This is a genomic window from Streptococcus sp. GMD3S, from assembly GCF_000298695.2.
Classification (GTDB): domain Bacteria; phylum Bacillota; class Bacilli; order Lactobacillales; family Streptococcaceae; genus Streptococcus.
Genome location: NZ_AJRC02000002.1, coordinates 123911 through 143419 on the forward strand (window position 1 = coordinate 123911; position 19509 = coordinate 143419).

Below are 19509 nucleotides of genomic sequence, written 5' to 3' on the forward strand. Positions count from 1 at the left end.
AGGTGAGAAAACATGCCGAATAATTCAAACGTTTATTATATTCCCCCGAAGCCAAAAAGGGAAAAGCGTGTCGGGATTTATTGTCGTGTAAGTACAAATAGCATGGATCACCTTCAAAGCCTGACTGCTCAAATATCGCATTTGACCAGATTGATTGCCTCAATGCTGCAATGGGTTTTAGCTGACGTTTATATAGACATTGCTACAAGTAAAACAGGTTCATCCAGAAAAGAGTTCAATCAGATACTTGACAATTGCCGTTCAAGAAAGCTGGATATAGTTATAACGAAAAATATTAGTAGATTCGGCAGAGATACGGTTGAAATATTAGATGCTCTTAATCAATTAAAAACGCTTGGTGTTCATGTAATGTTTGAGCAGGAAGAATTGGATACTGAAAATACAGACAGTGACTTGATGATAGCAATTGTTGAAGCACTTGCACAAGGTGAAAACGAGTCAAGAAGTGAAAATATAAAATGGGGAATTAAGCAGCGTGCAGCACAGGGGACTTCGAAACTCTATGATAGAAAGTGTTATGGTTACAAACATGATGCTGATGGAAAGCTGGTTATTGATGAAGAACAGGCTAAAAATGTTAGGCTGATATTTGATTTATATCTCAGCGGTCAAAGTATTTTAGGCATTATCAGGGAACTCGAAAAAAGAAAGATTCTCTCTCCAACCGGAAAAGAGAAATGGTGTAAGAGAACGATTGATGTTATGCTGAGTAATGAGAAGTATACTGGTGATGTTAAACTTTTTAAATCAGGAAAAAGCGATGTTCAGTATATGGCATCAGAAAACAACCCTGCGATAATTTCAAAGGAAACTTTTGAGGCAGTGCAGATTGAGAAAGGTCGGAGGAGTAGTATTGTGAAAGAGGAAAATGGTAGTAAGAGGAAAAACGAAAAGTATAGTTCTAAAGAGAAGTAATATATAGATTATTTGGTACGGTTAAGGAGAGTTTGTATATGGCAAAACAAAAAAGCTGGAATAATTATTATGAAATCATTGATGAATTAGGAGAAGGCGGAAATGCAAAAGTCTATCGTGTAAAATGTAAAGAAGATAATGAAGAATATGCTTTAAAAGTTTTAGTTGTTGGGGGAAAAGAGAAACACAGTCGTTTTGTTAATGAAATAAACACCATAAAAGATAATTATCAAATAATAGAGGGAATTATTCCTATCTATAGATTTTCTGTTGAAGAATATTGGTATACAATGCCTATTGCAATATCTGCAGTAGATTATATACTTGAAAATAAATTAGATATTGAAGAAATTGTTAAGGGAATAATTTCTTTAAGTGAAACTTTAGAAAAGCTACATGAAAAAGATATTTGTCATCGTGATATAAAGCCTTCTAATATTTATTATTACAATAACAGATTTGCATTTGGTGATTTTGGATTAGTTGATTTTCCAAATAATACAGATGACTTTACTAAATCTGATAAAGGGCTTGGAGCAATTTTTACTATTGCACCAGAAATGAAGCGAAATCCTAAAAAAGCAGATAGTAAAAAAGCAGATGCTTTTTCGTTAGCAAAAACAATGTGGATGTTTTTAACTAATAATGAAAAAGGATTTGATGGGGTATATAATTATTTAGATCCTAGCCATAGTTTACGCTATTTGGAGCAATATAAAAACACCCATCTTGTAGAAATAGATGAACTTCTCAAAGATTCTACTGATAATAATCCAGATGTTCGTCCAACAATTGAGGAATTTAAGGAAAGATTAATTAATTGGATTGGTGTATATTCTGACATAGATAAATCTCAAGCCAGTGACTGGAATTTCCTAAATAAACAGTTATTTGGACTCAATCCTCCAGAATCATCATCATGGAGGAATATTAATAAAATTGTGGAGATTCTAAATATTATTGGTAAAACACCTGCATATAATCATATGCTTTTTCATGATAAAGGTGGATTGGACTTTTCTTTTGCAGAAATAGCAGATGAAGAGAACTGTATAAAATTGTATGATACATCAGGTTTTTGTTATATAGTAAGACCAAAAATATTATATTTTGAAGGGTTCAATGAAAATTACAGGTGGAATTATTTTCTGTTGGAATTTGACAAATTATCTCCTATTCTTAGCGCAGAAGACGATTGTGATAATGAACATTTAGTTGAGGATTATCCTGCCCATTATGTTTCGGCTCAGTATGCACAATACGGTGTTTATGATTATGAAACAGCAATTCCTTTGCCCAAAGGATTTCAAACAGTATACCGTTATATTAGGGGAAAATTCTTAATTGTATTAAAAAATGGACCGTACAATGGAATAAATGGAACATATGATGGAAGACATGGTGATTGCAGTGCTAGTGAATTTAGAAATTATATCGAATGGCTGTTAAATCTTTATTCAAAATTATATCAGTATATAAAGAGTAATGATGAGTTTAAGGGTTTACCGGATGAAGAAATAGAAGATAGAATATTAAATTTGGGAGAATTTAATAAAAATCCGTTTAAAAAAGATTTGTTTAAGGAATACGATGTATCTAATAGAAAGAAAAAATATTCAGAGCGTAAAAAAAGCAAAGATTATATAAAACAAAATTTTATGAATTGGGACTTTTGCGATATGCTCCAAATTTGTCCATTGACGAATTCCGCGACTATAAAATTTGTCTTTGAATTTTTACCTTCGGGAAATGAAATTTCTTTAGGACTATTTGAAGAAATGAATTATTATATTTGTACAGATGGACACATTAAAAAAATGAATCCATATTCAGATGAGAAATGTTTTTGTCTTTATGATAGAAAAGCAACTATTGATTTAGAATATAATCTTGAAAAAAGAGTTTCCGAAATTCTTAAACAAAATGGTTTGGCAGAGCTAGAATACGAAACATATTTTTCGGTGAGAGCAATTAGATGCGGAAAACCCATACATTTGTTTACTAAGCAGGAAATTGAGGTGGCTATGAGATATGCAGATGATAGGTTAGATAATCAGCTTGTAATTGATGAAAATGGATATGCAAAAGTAATAGAAAGAGATGAAGGTTCTTATTTATATCCAGTGAGACATGAATTATGGTGTTCAGGTAATATGTATGTAGGTAAATATTCAAGCTTATCTACATTAGAAGATGATTATATTTCATCATTGCAGGGATGGCTATTATATTTAAAAACAGGAAGACCTCAGTATATGGATTATGTACATGATAATCGTAATGAAAAAGATTTAATACAAGAAATTATGACCTATTATTAAATTTTAATATTTAGCTGATATAACATCATAATAGCCTAATTAAAAAAGAAAGGATGATAAGACAAAATAGTTACAAAAGCCTTAAACATCAAGTAATATAATAGTTGTGGATATGTTTGGAAATAGCCTAACTATTACATGTTAAGTGCGTGGTATTGATGTCAAAAGTACAAAAGTGAAAGGTTAGAAAAAACTTAAAATCAAAGAAATCTAGGAATTGAAGCATATGATTTTGATTTTAGGATTCTTCTTGTTAATGATTTATGAGAAGTCATCCAGCCAAAAATTGTAGTATGCTTGAGTTACAAAATGTAAATGGGTGTATACATTCTGCCACAGCAGCTGCACTTAATCATGAACTTGTAACAAAGTTTGCTAAAGAGTTTATGAGATTATATAATGGGATTTATTTTCAAGTAAAGAGAGATTAGAATTTGTAGTGGTGGTTTATGGAAGATAAAAAAAATTCAACTCGGAAAGTTATATTAGGAAGTTTTTTGGCGATTTCTTGCTTAGCAGTATCACAGGGGATAGCATTAGGAGTAGGTACATTTATTGCAAAAATTGGTATTCCTGTATGGATTGCAAATATTATATCAGCACTTATGTATATATCGGTTTTCCTTTTAGGGATGAAGATACTTACAAAAAGACTATTAAGAGGAAGTTTATCCATCTACAGGATAACACCAGTCAGATTGCATTTTAAATATTTCATACTTGCATTTACTATGACTGGCTTTGTTATAGCCTGCTTAATACTATCGGGAGGGATTTTTACAGCAGGAAATGGAGAACATAAATTGGAAATCATAACATCTTCCTTGTTGTTTTACGGACTAGCTACGGGCATTGTTTAGGAAAGTGTCTTTAGAGGGGTAATTCTAAGCATATTTGAGGAAAGATGGAACCGCTCGATAGCAATATTTCTACCATCAATAGTATTTGGAATTTTGCATATAGTAGGCAGTGATTTAGATCTAATTAGTATAGTTCAGTTGATAATTGCTGGTACATTGGTTGGTATATTATTCTCCCTAATTGCAATTGAGAGCAATATTATTTGGAATAGTGCAATTGTCCATGGTATCTGAAATATGGTTTTTGTTGGCAATATTATTCATTTCGGAACAAAAAGTGAGGGTGATTCTATCTATAATTTCGTATTGTCTTCAGGAAATAGATGGATTACAGGTGGCGATTTTGGATTAGAAGCATCTATTTTTGCAATTATCGCTTATACCATTTTTGCACTTTTGGTTTTTATATGGATTATGAGAAAACATAAATGATATAAATCCCAGTTTGCCGAAGTAATACCTTTTAACGATAACTTTATGATATCGTTAAAAGGTTTATAGATATGTTTCCATATACAGACAAGACTACATGGAATACTTAGTGTTCACTCGTGCTACGTGGAGTGTGTAAGTTTGCTTGTAAAAGTCTAGAATTCTTGGAATGAATCAATAATGAAAAGCCTTGATTGTAAGGCTTTTTTTGCATTTTTGTGATAAAATATAGTTAGTTATAAATCGAGAGCAACTAAGAAGCAGTAAAAATATTATTCATAAAATAATCAAGATAAGGGCGATAAAATGACAGAAATTGACAAAAAGAATTTAAAAAATTATCTTTGTTTTACATTTGGAATTACTTATATATCTTGGGGGCTTCTTGCCATATTTACACAATCTTATATTTGGGGATTAGAGACATTTATAGGAAGAATATTACATATAGTTGGTGCACTTGGACCAGCTATTGCAAGTGGCTTTTATTTAAAAAGTAATAATATAAAATTTAAACATTTTTTATTTAATAAGATAGAAAATAGTAGTATTTATTTCATTTATCATATGTTAGCAATTTTGATACTATTTTCTGTATCTTCCTTAGAATTAAACGGAGTATCCATTTATCTGATGCCATTATTCTTTATACAACTAATTTTTTTTGGTGGTGGACATGAAGAATTAGGATGGAGAGGAATATTACAACCCTTACTTGATAAAAAATATACTTATTGGCAATCTAATTTGATTATAGGATCAATTTGGGGGATTTGGCATCTGCCTTTATGGTTTATAGTTGGAGAAAGTCATCAAGGATTTCCTTTTATTTTATTTTTTATATATACATTATTTTTAAGTTTTGTTTTAGGGCTTCTTTACCGTCAAACGAAATCTGTGGGATACTGTGTATTATTTCATGCATTCGCGAATTTGTTAAATCTCTATTTTGTGTTAAAAATTAATTTTATTTTTATTATCATTTTTATTGTTTATTTAATCTATACTATATTGGCAAGTAACAGAATTAGTAAGGAAAAAATATTTTAAATTTTTGATCAGTATAACTATTATCGAAAGTAATGATTGATGTATTTAGATGATCAATGTTAGTGAATTTCAATTTGATGAGGCATCACTGCTTGTTCAAACTGATTTAACAAGTATTTATCTAGTGAAAGTCCTACAGTAAGGAGTTTAAACATGAAATTCCATGAATTTGGTGATAAAAATTTACCTCCTATTTTACTGATACATGGTGGTGGTAGTTCTTGGTGGAATTATCTTCGTCAAGCACGAATCTTGTCAAAAGAATACCGTATTATTCTACCAACTTTGAATGGCCACGGCGAGGTATATCAACTTGATTATGTTTCTACTGAAGATTCTGCTTTGGAGATTCTAGACTATATCAAAGCAAACTGTGATGGGAAATTGTTTGCAATCGGTGGTGTTTCACTTGGTGGTCAAATTGCCATGGAGCTTTTGTCTTTAGACAGTGAAATTGCTAAGAAGGCCATCATAGACGGAAGCCTCTGTATTCCTCAACCAAGGTTAGCTAAAATCAGCATCTTTCTAGTGTCTCTATTTGGTAAATTGATGTTCAATAAATTCTCTTGCAAACTTCAGTTAAGCATGATGAACAAACTCTATCCTAAACTGGCTTATCCAGAGGAAATAAAAGCTTATTATTTAGAGGATTTGCCAAGGACGCCTGTCAAAACATTGGTGACCATTTACAAAACCTATATGGGGCATTACAAGCTAAAGGATACGATTTCTGCTAGCAAGGCTCATGTTCTGTATATTTATGGTGAAAAAGAATTGAACTGTGTGAAAGAATCAGCGAAATTATTTCATCAGCTACATTCAAATACAATTTTGTGTGAAGCAAAGGGCTATAACCACGGCTATTTATCAGTTTACCTGCCTTATGAGTGGATTGATTTGGTGGTGCCATTTTTAAAGAGTGATTCATTAGAAATGTGTAACGAATCTGATATGCCATAAGGAGGAAACGGATGCTAGGGGCAATTATTGGAGATATTGTAGGTTCAGTTTACGAATGGAACAATATCAAAACGAAGGATTTTCCTTTATTACGTGAGGATTGTTTTTTCACGGATAATACGGTAAGTCCGAACCGCTGAATGTGTGAGTTTGTTAGTGAAACGTAGCTAATCCTCAAAAAAATTATTTTAAGATGAAAACTAGATTGGTTTTAAGGAGGTAAAATATTGATAGAGAGCAGACCTGAGTTTGATACAATCAAATCCTTTGATGAGTTTAATAAATACTATTGGTATCGTGATGAACTTTCACAGATATGCAAGTCATTGGGGCTTGAATATAGAGGTACAAAACGAGAACTCAATCATATTATTGAGCAGTACTTTAAGGGTATTTTGATTAAAAAATCATCAATAAAAAGGAAAAAGAAACAAGTAGAAGTCGTTACCTTATATACGCCCTTACTTGAGTGCGGATTCTCCTTTAATGCATACTTTAGAGAATATTTCTCAACTTTAACAGATGTTTCGCCCTTTAAATTTACTGCTGATATGGCTACAGCTTGGAGAAAAGTAAAAAGGGAACACGATTTGAGTTTTACAATCCAAGATATGCTAAAAGTTTATTATGGAAATTCAGATTATGCAAAGTATGACCATTCGGTTTGTCAATGGAATCAATTTTTAAAAGACTTTTGTGCAGACGAAAATAGTCGCAATTACTCGAATAAACTAAAAGTAGCTTCTATTCTTTGGAAAGAAGTTAGAAATTCAAGTAATGAAAAAATTTATTCAAAGAATCTTTTGACCGAATATGCTGATAAAGTAAAAGAGTATGAGAAGTAGAAATATCAGTTTAAACCAATAGTTAACAAGGAGGAATCTATGCTAGGAGCAATTATCGGAGACATTGTAGGTTCAGTTTACGAATGGAACAATATCAAAACGAAGGATTTTCCTTTATTTCGTGAGAATTGTTTTTTTACGGATGATACTGTCATGACCTGCGCAGTTGCTGAGGCTATTATGAATGGTGGTCACCAGGATGACTTTATTGATGCTATGAAGAAATACGGCAAGTTGTATCCCGATGCGGGCTACGGTGCTCGGTTTAGTAGTTGGATCAATAGTGACAATCGTGAGCCTTATAATAGCTTTGGAAATGGATCTGCTATGCGTGTTTCTCCATGTGCTTGGGTCATGGACTGCGGTTTTTGTGCGAGAACTGGTATGACGCCATCAACTAGAAATCTTGCACGCCTTTCTGCAGAGGTCACCCATAATCATCCGGAAGGGATCAAAGGCGCTATGGCAACAACAGATGCTATCTTTATGTGTAGATATTTCTTTGGAGGTTATTGTGGGGATTATGAGCAACCAATTAAGGATAATCCCACAGAGTGCAAAAGACGGATCAAGGATTATATAGAGAAGGAATTCGGATATGATTTATCCCAAACTTTAGATGAAATCCGTCCTAGATACCATTTCAACGAAACATGCCAGGAAACGGTTCCTCAGGCCATTATTGCATTTCTGGAAAGTACAGATTTCGAAGATGCGATAAGAAACGCCATCTCACTTGGTGGCGATAGTGATACACTGGCAGCAATTACAGGAAGTATAGCTGAGGCAGCATACGGTATTCCTGATTGGATCAAGGAAAAGGCCTATTCCTATCTAGATGAGCCATTAAAGGATGTTATTAGGAGATGGGAGCTTTACATAGCAAAAAAATGATTATGTAGCTGATTAGAAAGGTGGAGCATATGGGATTACTTGATAAGTATATAAAGAAAGATGAAAACTATAAAAAGAAAAAAGTTATAGAGGTTGTCTCAAATATCTTAACCGCTATTCATCTGAAAAAATATGAAGACATTATGAATTATGTCGACGAATCAGAGATTGATGATTTAAATGAATTCTTTGGTTATGTTGAAAAGACATTGGAATTGAATGATTTTGACACGATTGATGAGTATGGTGTGGAATGTCATTTCAATCCGCCTTACGAGTATTCTCAATTGGAGATTTATGATTATGATGACCAGACTGGGTTTGCTGTTGATTATGATTTGACTTCAAATTCTGAATTAGTAGATATGAGATTGCAAATAGAGTTTCTATATACCGATAATGGCTATACGGTAAGATTTCTTGATGTCGATCCTGGTTAGGAGAAGTTTAACAAGCAATATCCTTGGTACACTATTTATACAGGCATTTAAGATTTTCTTGAATGTCTTTTTTGCACAAGAGTAAGGTCAAAGCTTTTAAACTATCAAGTTTTCCTATCAATAGGTCAATTGTCTTTAAATGTATTTTATGAATGAATCTAAATGGTTATAGAAAGCCATTTCCAGTATGTTCATGCTATAATAGTTTTAGACTTTTTATTTTTGGAGATATAAATGAAAAAATATAAGCATTTATTATGGCTTTCTGCCTTGATCATCATACTGATATCACTATTTTCACTGAATGGGTGTAGTTTGGGTGGTGAGACCATTCCCAAAAACAGAACAAAAGAACAGTACGAATTTGAAAAAACGTTTGAACCTATGTTTAAATTTTTAGAACAAGACAAGAAAGATTTTACGGGATTAAAGGCATACACTAGTAGAATTTATATAAAAAATCAAGATGAAGTAAAAGAATACGAAGTAGATTTAGATATCACTCAAGCTGATATTAAAGGTGATTATACAATAACAATTGGCGAGGATAACAAAACTGTTCCGGTTACATATTCTAATGGGAAGTTAAATTATGGGTCGGAGGTAACTCCTTTATATGATGAAGAAATTCTTAATTTAGTGGTACAAAGAGAATTCTTTACTTCTTTAGATGTAAAGGAGACCTTTAAGAGTGCAGAAACAGAGCTTCGTGAGATTGTATATCAGCCAGAAAATAACTCTGACCTCTATAAACATCTAAAAAGCAAATATGATTTACCAGAGGAAACAACATGTATAGTATTAGTAAATCATTCTAGCTCAACTATATATAGAGTAACTATTCAACTAAAATCTAATCAAAAGATTGTGCAAATTAGTAGTGTTATTTTTGAAAAAGAATGAGGTTTCCATGAACGAAATTGAAAAGAGTAATCGCCGAGTTGAAATGTCTCCAGTATTATCGAAAGTAGTGTTGAATTAGAAAAGAAGTATTTAAAGGTGTTTGGGTGGTAAATATGGAATTAAAATTTAAAGAAACAAATAAAACTTTTCATAAAATTGTAGAATTTAAAGGAGAAAAATATCTTTTGGATATGACTAGCATTAGCCCTAAAACTTATTTCTGGGGTTATCTTCCCAGTGAAATCACAGCTAAATGCTTAAAGTTAGATAAAAGAGATATACGTTTTGAGAGTGTGGCTCCAACAATGAGTAAATCAATTGGTATTGGAATAGGTGTAGCAATAGGCGGAGCTTGTTATGGGATTGTTACGAATGCTTTTAAGAGTTATGACATTAGCCATAATATTTCTTTTAAATTGGGTTTATTTGTCCTCTTTATTGCCCTGGCTTATCTTACTTTCAGGTTCATTGCTTTTGTGGTTCGTCATAATCTTCAACAAAAACTTTCAAGTAAAGAAACGAAGTATCAAATAGTTTTCAAATTAGCAAGACCACAACGTCAGTTAAAACTGTATAAACTTCTGCCTATTCTTTTCGTTATGGTTATAGGATGTTTGGGGTTTTATATATTTACTGATAATGGGACAGAGGCCTCTATCCTTATCATTAACAGTATTATATTTTTGGGTTTCTTTACGGTTATCTTAGGTATGTTACCACTCCGAGAAAGTTACGAAAAGCAAGAGATTATTTTTGATAGAATAGAGAAGTTATAATTTATAGTAACTTTATGAGGATTAAAACTATAACAAATGAGATGGGTGACAATCTTAATAAAAGTATATCAGATGTTGGCAAAGCATTTGATTCCGGTATTAAATCAATTCAGAAAGTGTTTGGGTGGTAAATGTGAAAATTAATTTTAGAGGATTAGATGTTGCTTATTTTGATGTGTTAGAGATGGGAGAGAAAAAGTACGTTCTTGATTCCAACTCCACAACACCAAAGAGTTATTATTGGGGACTTTCCCCTGAAACTCTTGAAGTTGATTTGATAGAACTCGATAGTCAGAATAAAAATTTTGATAAAAAAATTAAGATGGGTCCTTCAGGAATGCGTATGGTATCTATTGGTTTTAGCCTTCTTTTGTATAGAGTAGTAACATCAATTTTTAGATATTATGATATTAGTCATAATCTATATTTAAAAGTATCTTTATTTCCTATATCTATTTTGGTAGCTTATATTGTCTATCAAAGTATTTTAATCAAATCAAGGAAGGAAATTTCAAGTCGTTTATCGCAGGAAAAGAAGAGGTTTAAAATAATCTTTCAGAATAATAAGAAAAAAAGACAATTCCATGCCTATCTATTTCTCATTTTACATACAATTGCTTTCTCTATTTATATGGGAGAAGATGATGGAACAGAAGCTGCAATTCTAGTGTTGAATGGTTTGTTGGCCTATCTATTTATTTGGATTGAATCTGGCGTTATTCCATTGACTTATGCTTATCAAAAGAAATACCTAGAATTTAAAGAAGTGAAAAAGGTATAATGTAACTTATAATAAAATTCAGAAAGTATTTGAGTGGTAAATGTGGAATTAAAATTTAAAAATTCAAGCATGATGTGCTTTCAAATTGTTCAGATAGATAAAGAATCGAAGAAGTATGTCATGGATACAAGTACTATAAGCCCCAAGAGCTATTACTGGGGAATAAAAACAGATACAATTACAGTGAACATGGTAGAGATTGAAAAGAATAATAACCAATTCGAAATTAAACCTAGCAGACCTGTAAGTGCAACAATGGGAGCCATTATCGTTCAACCAATCGTCAAGGTTAGCTATGATGCGCTGAAAAAATTTTTTATTCACAATAATATTAGCGAGCAAATATTATTAAAGTTATTACTCTTTGCAATTTCTATGCTGATTTCTTATTTTGCAATTCTGATTTCATTAAAGTTATCCCATAATAAAGCAGATAAATGGATTCCTCAAAACAGCAATAAATACACAGTGACCTTTACAACTATTAAAAAAAGTAACGGAGGAGTATATCCTTTGGTTGGAGCAATTGCCCTTTGTTTACTTTTCTTTCTTGGTTTGAATAATGGAACAGAAGGGGCTTTTTTGGTAATCAATGGAATCATATCGTTATTCTTTTTCATGTTTACTCTAGGAAGTTTTCCAATCGCTCATCCATACAAGCATGGTCAAATTGAGGTTGAAAAGATTGAGAAAATATAGAATAAATGATATTGGAAATAGTATCGATTCAGGTATTAAATCAATTCAGAAAGTATTTGGGTGGTGAGCGACTCATTTAAAGTTCAAGACAGCTCTTACAATGCAGCATTGTGAGTTAGAAAAGGAGTAATAATGAATTACTTAGAATTACGTAAAAAATATGCTTTTTATAGAAAAGTTGCGATTGTTTTGGCTGTTCTTCTCATTCTTTTTGTAGCTTGGATGGTGAACGATAGGACTATTCAATTTCTTTGTATTATACTCATAAATGCACTCTTATTTCTTTTCATTGCACTAATCAGAAGAGGGTATGTAAGGAGTGGTACTAAGTTACTGTATATGGACTTAGATTTACCATCTTGGAAGCAATACATTGAGTTGAACAAAGATGCAAAAAGAGCTATTATACAAATGGATGTAAAACTAACATCTGTTGGGTATTCCTATTTGATTGGTGATTTCGATGCTGCCATTAAGGAGGCTTCTGAAGCAATGACTGATCAAAAACTGAAGCCGAAATACAGAGATTTTTTAGAGAGTTACCTCATTCGCTCAACAGTTCTTGCAAATCCTGACCTGACCAGAGATGAGCTTGAACTCATGTTAAATAAAATGTCCATATCAGATCCAACTCTAGCTGAAAAAACAAAAAGCGTGAGTCTTGCTCTATACGATTTAACAATTGCCCATCAATCCAATGATTATTTTGAAGAATTGGAAAACGAATTTAAATATCAACAATTGGAAATCACTTACTATCAAGCTTTGAACTCTAAATTAAAAGGAGATATGATCAGGGCGAATGAGTTGTTTAAAAAAGTCTCTCAAGAGGATGAAGAGATCTATATCGTACGGAAGTCTAAAGAATTTTTAAAAAGTGAATCTATTAATTAGCGATGAATAAGTACAGAAAAGGATAAAAAGGATTAAGTGTGAAATCAAATAAACTATTGCTAATAAACGGAGTTATTTCTTTAATTGGAGCTTTAACGATTATTTACCTTTCTTCTAAAATGTGGAAATTTGAACTCGTTTACTGGGTGATACCTAAGCTTGTTAGACTTTCCAGTTGGGATGGAATCTACTTTTCAACTTGTTTAATATTGCTGTTTTTTGGTTTTGTAGCATTCCTTCTTTATGATGAGGAATCAAAAATCAATAAGAAGACTTATCAGTTTCTTTTGATTGCATCGATTATTGGTTTTATTCCAATATTAGCTGGATTTTCCAGTGTGTTCGCATTTGTTTCAGCTATTTTATACTTAATGGATTATATAAAATTGTCAAAAAAGTAAAGTAGTGGATTGCTAACAATAAGTATTTATTCTTGTTTAAGTTTAGGTTAGTGCTTGATACATTAACGTCTCTATTCTAGTTAGTGGATTCGATTTTTCAAGCATTTGGATGGCGTTTACATAACTCAAGTGATATAATTAGTTACTAGAATTTTTGTAACTATTAAAGGAGTATTATCAATGAAAAAAGCAATGTTAATTATAAACCCTACCTCTGGTGGGGAAAAGGCTTTGGATTATAAGGTCAAGCTGGAGAATAAGGCCAAAGATTATTTTGAGCACGTGGAAACCAAAATTACTGAAAAAGCGCTGGATGCAACACACTTTGCTGAGGAAGCCTCTCGTGAGCAGTACGATGCAGTGGTTGTTTTCGGTGGAGACGGGACTGTCAATGAAGTCATTTCGGGTATTGCTGAGAGAGACTACATTCCTAAGTTAGGGATTATCCCAGGCGGTACAGGTAACCTCATTACGAAACTGTTGGAAATCAATCAAGACATCGATGGTGCGATTGATGAACTTGATTTTAACTTAACCAACAAGATTGATATCGGTAAAGCAAATGATAACTATTTTGGTTATATCTTTAGTATCGGTTCTCTGCCTGAGGCGATTCACAATGTGGAGATCGAGGACAAGACAAAATTCGGTATATTAGCCTATGCTGTAAATACCATGAAGTCTGTGATGACGGATCAGGTCTTTAACATTAAGGTTGAGACAGAAAATGGAAATTATGATGGTGAAGCGAGTCATGTTTTGGTTCTCTTGACAAATTACTTCGCTGATAAGAAAATCTTTGAAGAAAACAAAGACGGCTATGCCAATATTTTGATTCTAAAAGATGCTTCTCTATTCTCTAAATTATCCGTCATTCCTGATTTACTAAAAGGCGATGTTGTCGGCAATGATAATATTGAGTATATCAGAGCTCGTACTATTAAAATCTCTTCAGATAGTGAGTTGGAGTCAGATGTTGATGGCGATAAGTCGGATAACCTACCTGTAGAGATTAAGGTACTGGGCCAGCATATTGAAGTTTTTTCACAACCGAAAGAGTAGAAGATAGAAACAAGTTTGTCTTTCACTGAGAAATAAAGTTTTATATCAAAGATTGGAGGAAGGATGAATTCTCTATTTGATGAATTTCGAACAATTTGTTCTCATTTAAACCAAGTTGGAATCACACCCACGCTCATGGGGTCTTTGGGTTTTGAATACCGTTCAAATGAAGATTGGGAGCCGTCTGACATTGACATTCATGTCTCTGGAGATCCTAGAGGCTGGGAAGCGCCTGATCATCTCAGGATTTATGACTGGGACAAGATAATGAAAGTGATGAACCACTTAGGCTATACCTTGGTAGATATTCACGAGCACGAATTCCAAAAAGATGATGTGAGCGTTGAATTTGGAAGTATCGATTCCTTACCTGATTTTGCAGGAGTTTCGAAATCAGATATAGAGTTGATTCATCTCGAGGACATCACGTTTCGTGTTCCAAGTTTGGAACAGTATTTCAGTATATACAAGGCTTCTTCCCAAGATTCCTATCGAAATGACCACAATAATAATAAAGATTTTAAAAAGATAGATTGGCTTGAAAGGCATTTGTAAATCATCAATCAGAAAGTAGTAGGTATTAAATCTTACTGCTTTTTTATATTCTCAAAAACAATCCACTCGAAACTACGGACAAGTCTTGAAAATAAAATTTTAAAGTAGTATACTAGAATCACAATAATGAAAACGTTTGCGCAGCAAGATGAATAAAAGTAAACTAGGAGACAGAACAATGGAATTAACAGCCATTTACCATAGACCAGAGTCAGAGTATGCGTACCTTTATAAGGATAAGACAATGCACATTCGTATCCGGACCAAGAAAGATGATATAGAAAGCATCAACTTGCATTATGGAGACACTTTTATCTTTTTAGAGGACCATTATGAAGCAATCAAGGAGATGGTCAAAGTAACTTCTGATGTCTTATTTGATTACTGGCAAGCGGAAGTTTCAGTTGGCTATGCACGACTCCAGTATCTCTTTGAACTCAAGGATAAGCAGGGTCAGAGTATTTTGTATGGCGATAAGGGATGTGTTGAAAATACGCTAGAAAACCTTCATTATGAAGGAAATGGCTTTAAAATTCCGTATATCCATGAGATTGATGCTTGCCATGTTCCTGACTGGGTAGCAGAGATGGTATGGTACCAGATTTTCCCAGAACGCTTTGCTAATGGCAATCCTGAGATTTCACCTGAAGGTGCGCTAGCTTGGGATTCCTTTATCAAGCCAAAGACGAGCGATTTCTTTGGTGGTGATTTACAGGGCATTATTGACCATCTGGATTACTTGCAAGACTTAGGGATTACAGGTCTTTATCTCTGTCCGATTTTTGAATCCCCAAGCAATCACAAGTATAATACGACGGATTATTTCGAAATAGATCATCATTTTGGAGATAAGAAAATTTTTCGTAAACTGGTGGAGGAGGCCCATCAGAGAGGGATGAAAATCATGCTGGACGCTGTTTTCAATCATATCGGGGATCAGTCTCTGCAGTGGCAGGATGTTCTCAAGCATGGTGGAAAGTCGGAATATAAAGACTGGTTCCATGTTCAAGAGTTCCCAGTAACCAAAGATAAGCTGGGGAATCCAAGAAAGCTCCCTTATCATACCTTTGCCTTTGCCAGCTATATGCCCAAGCTCAATACGGCAAATCCTCAAGTAAGGGACTATTTACTAAGCGTTGCGACCTACTGGATTGAAGAGTTTGATATCGATGCTTGGCGCTTGGATGTGGCTAATGAAGTGGACCACCAATTTTGGCGAGATTTCCGGAAGGCTGTCCTGGCTAAAAAGCCTGACCTTTATATTCTTGGAGAAGTCTGGCATACTTCACAGCCTTGGCTAAATGGCGATGAATTCCACGCAGTCATGAATTATCCTCTCTCCGACAGCATCAAGGATTATTTCTTGCGAGGGACTAAGAAGTCACCTCAATTCATCGATGAGATCAATAGCCAATCAATGTACTATAGACAACAGATTTCGGAAGTGATGTTCAATCTTTTGGATTCGCACGATACGGAGCGGATTTTGGCTACTGCCAAGGGAGATGCCCAACTGGTTAAGTCTGCCCTAGCTTACCTCTTTCTACAAAGAGGGACACCGTGTTTCTACTATGGAACAGAGTTGGGGTTAGGTGGAGGGCCAGATCCAGATTGTCGTCGTGTCATGCCTTGGGAACGTGTTTCCGACAGTAATGACATGCTTAATTTTATGAAGAAGTTGATTCAGCTTCGTAAGGAGGTTTCAGGCATTATCCAACATGGCACCTATAGCCTAAAAGAAATTAAGCCGGACGTGCTAGCTCTTGAATGGGATTATGATGGACAAAAGGTCCAAGCTATTTTTAACCAATCAAGTGAAAACTATCTTGTAGACCGTGATTCTGTAGTGCTAGCCAGTCATTGCCAAGAATTGGGACTGCAACTGGCGATTTTGCCTAAAGGTTTCGTCATTCAATAAAAAATAGGATTAAAAAGGCTGTAATGAATGGGTGATTCGTGCGGTCTTTTTTTGACTTATGTAGTATAATATAGCTAAGTCAACGATTACTAGCTGAATGATTAGTGAATGGTGTTTAAAATGAAAAAGAGACTTGTAGTCTAGAAGGAGAATTGCATGAAACGAACGAGAAAAGTAGTAGCCTTGGGACTGTGTTTGCCCTTATTTCTTGGCTTGGCTGCTTGTCAGCAAAATAATACGAGCACTGAAGCTGCAAATCAGACACAGACCAGTTCAGATAAAGTTCCTTGGACGGCTTCATATTCCAATCTAAACGGTCAAGTCAGTACCGAAGAGGTCAAATCTCTCTTATCAGCTCACTTGGACCCAAATAGTGTTGATGCATTTTTCAATCTTGTCACCGCCTATAATGCGACAGTCGGCTCTACTGGCTTAAGTGGTGATTTTGCCTCCTTTACGAAGACAGAATACGACGTAGAGAAAATCAGCAATCTTTGGAATCAAAAAAAGGGTGACTTTGTCGGAACCAACTGCCGTATCAATAGCTATGCGCTCTTGAAAAATTCAGTCACGATCCCAAAACTTGAAAAGAATGATCAGCTTCTTTTCGTGGATAACGATGCTATCGATAAGGGAAAGGTGTTTGATGCAAAAGATAAGGAAGAGTTTGATATTCTATTTTCTAGGGTAGCGACGGAAGCAACGATGGATGTAAAAGTTCATGCGCAGAAGATGGAGAAATTCTTCTCACAGTTTCAATTCAATGATAAAGCTCGAATGTTGTCTGTTGTGTTGCATGATAATTTGGATGGAGAGTATCTTTTTGTTGGGCACGTAGGTGTTTTAGTGCCAGCTGAGGAGGGTTTCTTATTTGTAGAGAAACTGACTTTTGAAGAGCCTTATCAAGCAATTAAGTTTGAGAGCAAGGAAGATTGTTACAAGTATTTAGCTACAAAGTATGCGGATTATACAGGTGATGGACTGGCCAAACCTTTCATTATGGATAATGAAAAGTGGGTTGAAGGATATTAAGCTAGGCAAGGGAGAAGTAGTATGGAGACAGTAGTAGCACTTTTAGTTGTCATTCTTATCGGATTCTGGGCTGTAAACATTCTCAAGCCTCGTAAGGCAAATCAAAAAGAAAGATTTTTAGGCTATATGCAGCGCTATGATATAGAAGGTGAGGGTTATCAGTCAGAAGTCTGGGAAGTGACGGAAGATGAGAATGAGAAATAAGGAGGAGAGTCCAAAAACAGTAGATATCTTGCCTTTTTCAAGAAAGGGGACCAATAGGAGGAAACATTATGGGAATGATTGCTAATTATCAATATCTGTCTGACAATGAATTAAGCCAAATAAAGCGGTATTCTCGTCAGGAAGAGGAATTGCTTGACTTGGTAGAGGATTATCCTGAGGGAAATGATACGTTGATAGATATTGACAAAATGTGGGATGCCTTGCTCTTTGTTATGACAGGTTTTAATAGTTCAGAATTTATGGATGACGACCCCTTGAGAGAAGCTGTCTTGGGAGTGACTCCTTTAGAAAATGTATCGGAGTATATAGCCTATACTGAACACTCAAAGATAACTGAAATTGTCCAAGCTTTAGAGAATTTTGATATGGATAAGGCTCTGGCTGACTTTAGCATGGAAGCATGCAAGAAGGCAGATTTGTATCCCGATATTTGGGATTATCTTGATGAAGAGGAAGAAATCAAGGATGATATTCGAACCTGTTTTGTAAAAATGAAAAACTTTTATAAGAAAATCTTAACTCTCAAAGGAAATGTCTTAGTGACTATTTGTTAACTACTTTTACCACTGTTAGTCAGGTGCCTGATGAATGCACATCTAGAAAATCGTACACCTGATGATTTGTCTGGTGAAGGAAATATTCCAAAGTATAGTTGGACGGAATAGGTAGAAATTGGTTATAGAATTTGTAAGCATAATAGATTTTAAACTTTAAGATGGAGGACTAAAGAGATGGGAAGAATTGAATGGGAAAATGCCAAGACACGTTTAGATGCCTTGCTTGTCATTGATGAGTATCGAACAGATCCAAATGAGACCTGGCTTCGATTGATCGTTAAGACTGAGGGAAGCTATGGGGTTCGTTACCTTATCGACAATGGTTCTGGTGATTCTCTAGATGTGATGTTCACTGATAAAATGATCCTTATAAAGGGCTTTGATCATGAAAGCAGTTTGAGTCAATTTGCTGCGGATGAGTGGAATCAAGACATCATAGACGGATTTTATAAAGGACTGGATGTAAAGTATCAAAACCTATATTCAGAAGAGCAAAAAGATGAAACAACTTTCTTTATCTGGTATGACGGTCAAGAGCATCAAAATACCTACCAAGAGCAGGACGGTGGCGAATGGTTGTTATCCTATTTCTTTGACAGTTTTGAGAAATTTCATGAGTTTGTGACGGATTACTATTCAATTACTGTAGATGAGGATTTACTTAGAAAACTTTACAATCAAGGACAGCTTTCAGAAGTAGAATTGGAGCAGTTGATTCGCACTTCCTAGCTAGAAATGTGTATAAAATCTGATGAAAAGAACTGATTTTCAATATCAAGTTATACTTTAAGATTATTGAAGCAGCTAATGGTTGTAGTTTCTTTTTTCTTATGTCTATAACGCTTTAAAGCGATTTCTTTTTATTGTTGAATAATATTTTGCGAACAAAAAAAGAAATTCTTTAAAAAAGTTTCACAAAATCCTTTACAAGCTCTTGTAAACATGATATAGTTATAAGGCTTAGAAAA

The 19509-nt window shown here is 34.1% G+C and carries 23 protein-coding genes and 1 pseudogene; all 24 read left to right on the plus strand.

The features are described 5' to 3' along the window. Nucleotides 1–12: 12 nt before the first annotated feature. The 24 genes and pseudogenes from GMD3S_RS0201565 to GMD3S_RS0201690 all read left to right on the plus strand — a co-directional run bounded on the left by GMD3S_RS0201565 (nucleotide 13) and on the right by GMD3S_RS0201690 (nucleotide 19270). On the plus strand, nucleotides 13–936 hold the full coding sequence (locus GMD3S_RS0201565; protein WP_001133496.1) for a recombinase family protein: 924 nt from the start codon (nucleotides 13–15) through the stop codon (nucleotides 934–936). Between the two features lie 38 nt (nucleotides 937–974). Further along, nucleotides 975–3257 carry a protein kinase domain-containing protein gene (locus GMD3S_RS0201570; protein ID WP_001118805.1) on the plus strand — a complete coding sequence of 761 codons (2283 nt, stop codon included), beginning with the start codon at nucleotides 975–977 and terminating at the stop codon, nucleotides 3255–3257. Nucleotides 3258–3706: 449 nt separating this feature from the next. Continuing rightward, nucleotides 3707–4117, plus strand: a complete 411-nt coding sequence (locus tag GMD3S_RS0201580; RefSeq protein ID WP_000389611.1) for a hypothetical protein — start codon at nucleotides 3707–3709, stop codon at nucleotides 4115–4117. 12 nt (nucleotides 4118–4129) lie between these two features. After that, nucleotides 4130–4351 (plus strand): annotated as a pseudogene (locus tag GMD3S_RS11145) (CPBP family intramembrane glutamic endopeptidase); the annotation flags it as partial. Nucleotides 4352–4354: 3 nt separating this feature from the next. Continuing rightward, nucleotides 4355–4549 (plus strand): hypothetical protein, encoded by a 195-nt coding sequence (locus GMD3S_RS0201585; protein ID WP_000232313.1) that lies wholly within the window; start codon nucleotides 4355–4357, stop codon nucleotides 4547–4549. Nucleotides 4550–4855: 306 nt separating this feature from the next. After that, nucleotides 4856–5599, plus strand: a complete 744-nt coding sequence (locus tag GMD3S_RS0201590; protein ID WP_000134968.1) for a CPBP family intramembrane glutamic endopeptidase — start codon at nucleotides 4856–4858, stop codon at nucleotides 5597–5599. 153 nt (nucleotides 5600–5752) lie between these two features. Continuing rightward, entirely contained in the window at nucleotides 5753–6559 is an 807-nt protein-coding gene (locus GMD3S_RS0201600) for an alpha/beta fold hydrolase (protein WP_000668468.1), read from the plus strand. Between the two features lie 11 nt (nucleotides 6560–6570). After that, nucleotides 6571–6699, plus strand: coding sequence for a hypothetical protein (locus tag GMD3S_RS10610; RefSeq protein ID WP_000900024.1), 129 nt, complete (start codon nucleotides 6571–6573; stop codon nucleotides 6697–6699). A gap of 87 nt (nucleotides 6700–6786) precedes the next feature. Continuing rightward, entirely contained in the window at nucleotides 6787–7404 is a 618-nt protein-coding gene (locus tag GMD3S_RS0201610; RefSeq protein ID WP_000573126.1) for an SAP domain-containing protein, read from the plus strand. A 39-nt stretch (nucleotides 7405–7443) separates the two neighbouring features. After that, nucleotides 7444–8298: an ADP-ribosylglycohydrolase family protein gene (locus GMD3S_RS0201615; RefSeq protein WP_000900003.1), complete on the plus strand. Its 855-nt coding sequence runs from the start codon at nucleotides 7444–7446 to the stop codon at nucleotides 8296–8298. 29 nt (nucleotides 8299–8327) lie between these two features. After that, on the plus strand, nucleotides 8328–8738 hold the full coding sequence (locus tag GMD3S_RS0201620; protein WP_000523681.1) for a DUF7668 domain-containing protein: 411 nt from the start codon (nucleotides 8328–8330) through the stop codon (nucleotides 8736–8738). A gap of 234 nt (nucleotides 8739–8972) precedes the next feature. After that, the gene (locus tag GMD3S_RS0201625; protein WP_000760101.1) at nucleotides 8973–9641 is read left to right on the plus strand and encodes a hypothetical protein; all 669 of its coding nucleotides are present in this window, start codon (nucleotides 8973–8975) and stop codon (nucleotides 9639–9641) included. A gap of 113 nt (nucleotides 9642–9754) precedes the next feature. Beyond that, the gene (locus tag GMD3S_RS0201630) at nucleotides 9755–10417 is read left to right on the plus strand and encodes a DUF443 family protein (RefSeq protein ID WP_000420676.1); all 663 of its coding nucleotides are present in this window, start codon (nucleotides 9755–9757) and stop codon (nucleotides 10415–10417) included. Nucleotides 10418–10541: 124 nt separating this feature from the next. Continuing rightward, entirely contained in the window at nucleotides 10542–11198 is a 657-nt protein-coding gene (locus GMD3S_RS0201640) for a DUF443 family protein (protein WP_000248558.1), read from the plus strand. A gap of 42 nt (nucleotides 11199–11240) precedes the next feature. Continuing rightward, nucleotides 11241–11897: a hypothetical protein gene (locus GMD3S_RS0201645; protein WP_260469115.1), complete on the plus strand. Its 657-nt coding sequence runs from the start codon at nucleotides 11241–11243 to the stop codon at nucleotides 11895–11897. Nucleotides 11898–12029: 132 nt separating this feature from the next. Next, nucleotides 12030–12791: a hypothetical protein gene (locus GMD3S_RS0201650; RefSeq protein ID WP_001108329.1), complete on the plus strand. Its 762-nt coding sequence runs from the start codon at nucleotides 12030–12032 to the stop codon at nucleotides 12789–12791. A gap of 38 nt (nucleotides 12792–12829) precedes the next feature. Further along, a complete protein-coding gene (locus tag GMD3S_RS0201655) occupies nucleotides 12830–13192 on the plus strand; it encodes a hypothetical protein (protein ID WP_000841302.1) in 363 nt (120 codons plus the stop codon). A 180-nt stretch (nucleotides 13193–13372) separates the two neighbouring features. Then, on the plus strand, nucleotides 13373–14254 hold the full coding sequence (locus GMD3S_RS0201660) for a diacylglycerol/lipid kinase family protein (RefSeq protein ID WP_000710093.1): 882 nt from the start codon (nucleotides 13373–13375) through the stop codon (nucleotides 14252–14254). A 63-nt stretch (nucleotides 14255–14317) separates the two neighbouring features. Then, complete coding sequence (locus GMD3S_RS0201665; protein ID WP_001086572.1) at nucleotides 14318–14809, plus strand: phosphoribosylanthranilate isomerase; 492 nt, start codon at nucleotides 14318–14320, stop codon at nucleotides 14807–14809. A 178-nt stretch (nucleotides 14810–14987) separates the two neighbouring features. Continuing rightward, nucleotides 14988–16727, plus strand: coding sequence for a glycoside hydrolase family 13 protein (locus tag GMD3S_RS0201670; protein WP_000423952.1), 1740 nt, complete (start codon nucleotides 14988–14990; stop codon nucleotides 16725–16727). Nucleotides 16728–16883: 156 nt separating this feature from the next. Then, nucleotides 16884–17759 (plus strand): DUF4300 family protein, encoded by an 876-nt coding sequence (locus GMD3S_RS0201675; RefSeq protein ID WP_000831842.1) that lies wholly within the window; start codon nucleotides 16884–16886, stop codon nucleotides 17757–17759. A gap of 21 nt (nucleotides 17760–17780) precedes the next feature. Then, entirely contained in the window at nucleotides 17781–17963 is a 183-nt protein-coding gene (locus GMD3S_RS0201680; protein WP_000451082.1) for a hypothetical protein, read from the plus strand. A gap of 68 nt (nucleotides 17964–18031) precedes the next feature. Then, nucleotides 18032–18538: a YfbM family protein gene (locus tag GMD3S_RS0201685; protein WP_000525332.1), complete on the plus strand. Its 507-nt coding sequence runs from the start codon at nucleotides 18032–18034 to the stop codon at nucleotides 18536–18538. Between the two features lie 177 nt (nucleotides 18539–18715). Beyond that, nucleotides 18716–19270 carry a hypothetical protein gene (locus GMD3S_RS0201690; RefSeq protein WP_000532578.1) on the plus strand — a complete coding sequence of 185 codons (555 nt, stop codon included), beginning with the start codon at nucleotides 18716–18718 and terminating at the stop codon, nucleotides 19268–19270. Nucleotides 19271–19509 lie beyond the last annotated feature (239 nt).

Bases quoted from the DNA above. Each gene is read 5' to 3' on its own strand.
- GMD3S_RS0201665 (WP_001086572.1), top strand. From the start codon at position 14,318: ATGAATTCTCTATTTGATGAATTTCGAACAATTTGTTCTCATTTAAAC.
- GMD3S_RS0201620 (WP_000523681.1), top strand. From the start codon at position 8,328: ATGGGATTACTTGATAAGTATATAAAGAAAGATGAAAACTATAAAAAG.
- GMD3S_RS0201590 (WP_000134968.1), top strand. From the start codon at position 4,856: ATGACAGAAATTGACAAAAAGAATTTAAAAAATTATCTTTGTTTTACA.
- GMD3S_RS0201570 (WP_001118805.1), top strand. From the start codon at position 975: ATGGCAAAACAAAAAAGCTGGAATAATTATTATGAAATCATTGATGAA.
- GMD3S_RS0201585 (WP_000232313.1), top strand. From the start codon at position 4,355: ATGGTTTTTGTTGGCAATATTATTCATTTCGGAACAAAAAGTGAGGGT.
- GMD3S_RS0201625 (WP_000760101.1), top strand. From the start codon at position 8,973: ATGAAAAAATATAAGCATTTATTATGGCTTTCTGCCTTGATCATCATA.
- GMD3S_RS0201650 (WP_001108329.1), top strand. From the start codon at position 12,030: ATGAATTACTTAGAATTACGTAAAAAATATGCTTTTTATAGAAAAGTT.
- GMD3S_RS0201600 (WP_000668468.1), top strand. From the start codon at position 5,753: ATGAAATTCCATGAATTTGGTGATAAAAATTTACCTCCTATTTTACTG.
- GMD3S_RS0201675 (WP_000831842.1), top strand. From the start codon at position 16,884: ATGAAACGAACGAGAAAAGTAGTAGCCTTGGGACTGTGTTTGCCCTTA.
- GMD3S_RS0201565 (WP_001133496.1), top strand. From the start codon at position 13: ATGCCGAATAATTCAAACGTTTATTATATTCCCCCGAAGCCAAAAAGG.
- GMD3S_RS0201615 (WP_000900003.1), top strand. From the start codon at position 7,444: ATGCTAGGAGCAATTATCGGAGACATTGTAGGTTCAGTTTACGAATGG.
- GMD3S_RS0201660 (WP_000710093.1), top strand. From the start codon at position 13,373: ATGAAAAAAGCAATGTTAATTATAAACCCTACCTCTGGTGGGGAAAAG.
- GMD3S_RS0201685 (WP_000525332.1), top strand. From the start codon at position 18,032: ATGGGAATGATTGCTAATTATCAATATCTGTCTGACAATGAATTAAGC.
- GMD3S_RS0201690 (WP_000532578.1), top strand. From the start codon at position 18,716: ATGGGAAGAATTGAATGGGAAAATGCCAAGACACGTTTAGATGCCTTG.
- GMD3S_RS0201630 (WP_000420676.1), top strand. From the start codon at position 9,755: ATGGAATTAAAATTTAAAGAAACAAATAAAACTTTTCATAAAATTGTA.
- GMD3S_RS0201580 (WP_000389611.1), top strand. From the start codon at position 3,707: ATGGAAGATAAAAAAAATTCAACTCGGAAAGTTATATTAGGAAGTTTT.
- GMD3S_RS0201680 (WP_000451082.1), top strand. From the start codon at position 17,781: ATGGAGACAGTAGTAGCACTTTTAGTTGTCATTCTTATCGGATTCTGG.
- GMD3S_RS0201670 (WP_000423952.1), top strand. From the start codon at position 14,988: ATGGAATTAACAGCCATTTACCATAGACCAGAGTCAGAGTATGCGTAC.
- GMD3S_RS10610 (WP_000900024.1), top strand. From the start codon at position 6,571: ATGCTAGGGGCAATTATTGGAGATATTGTAGGTTCAGTTTACGAATGG.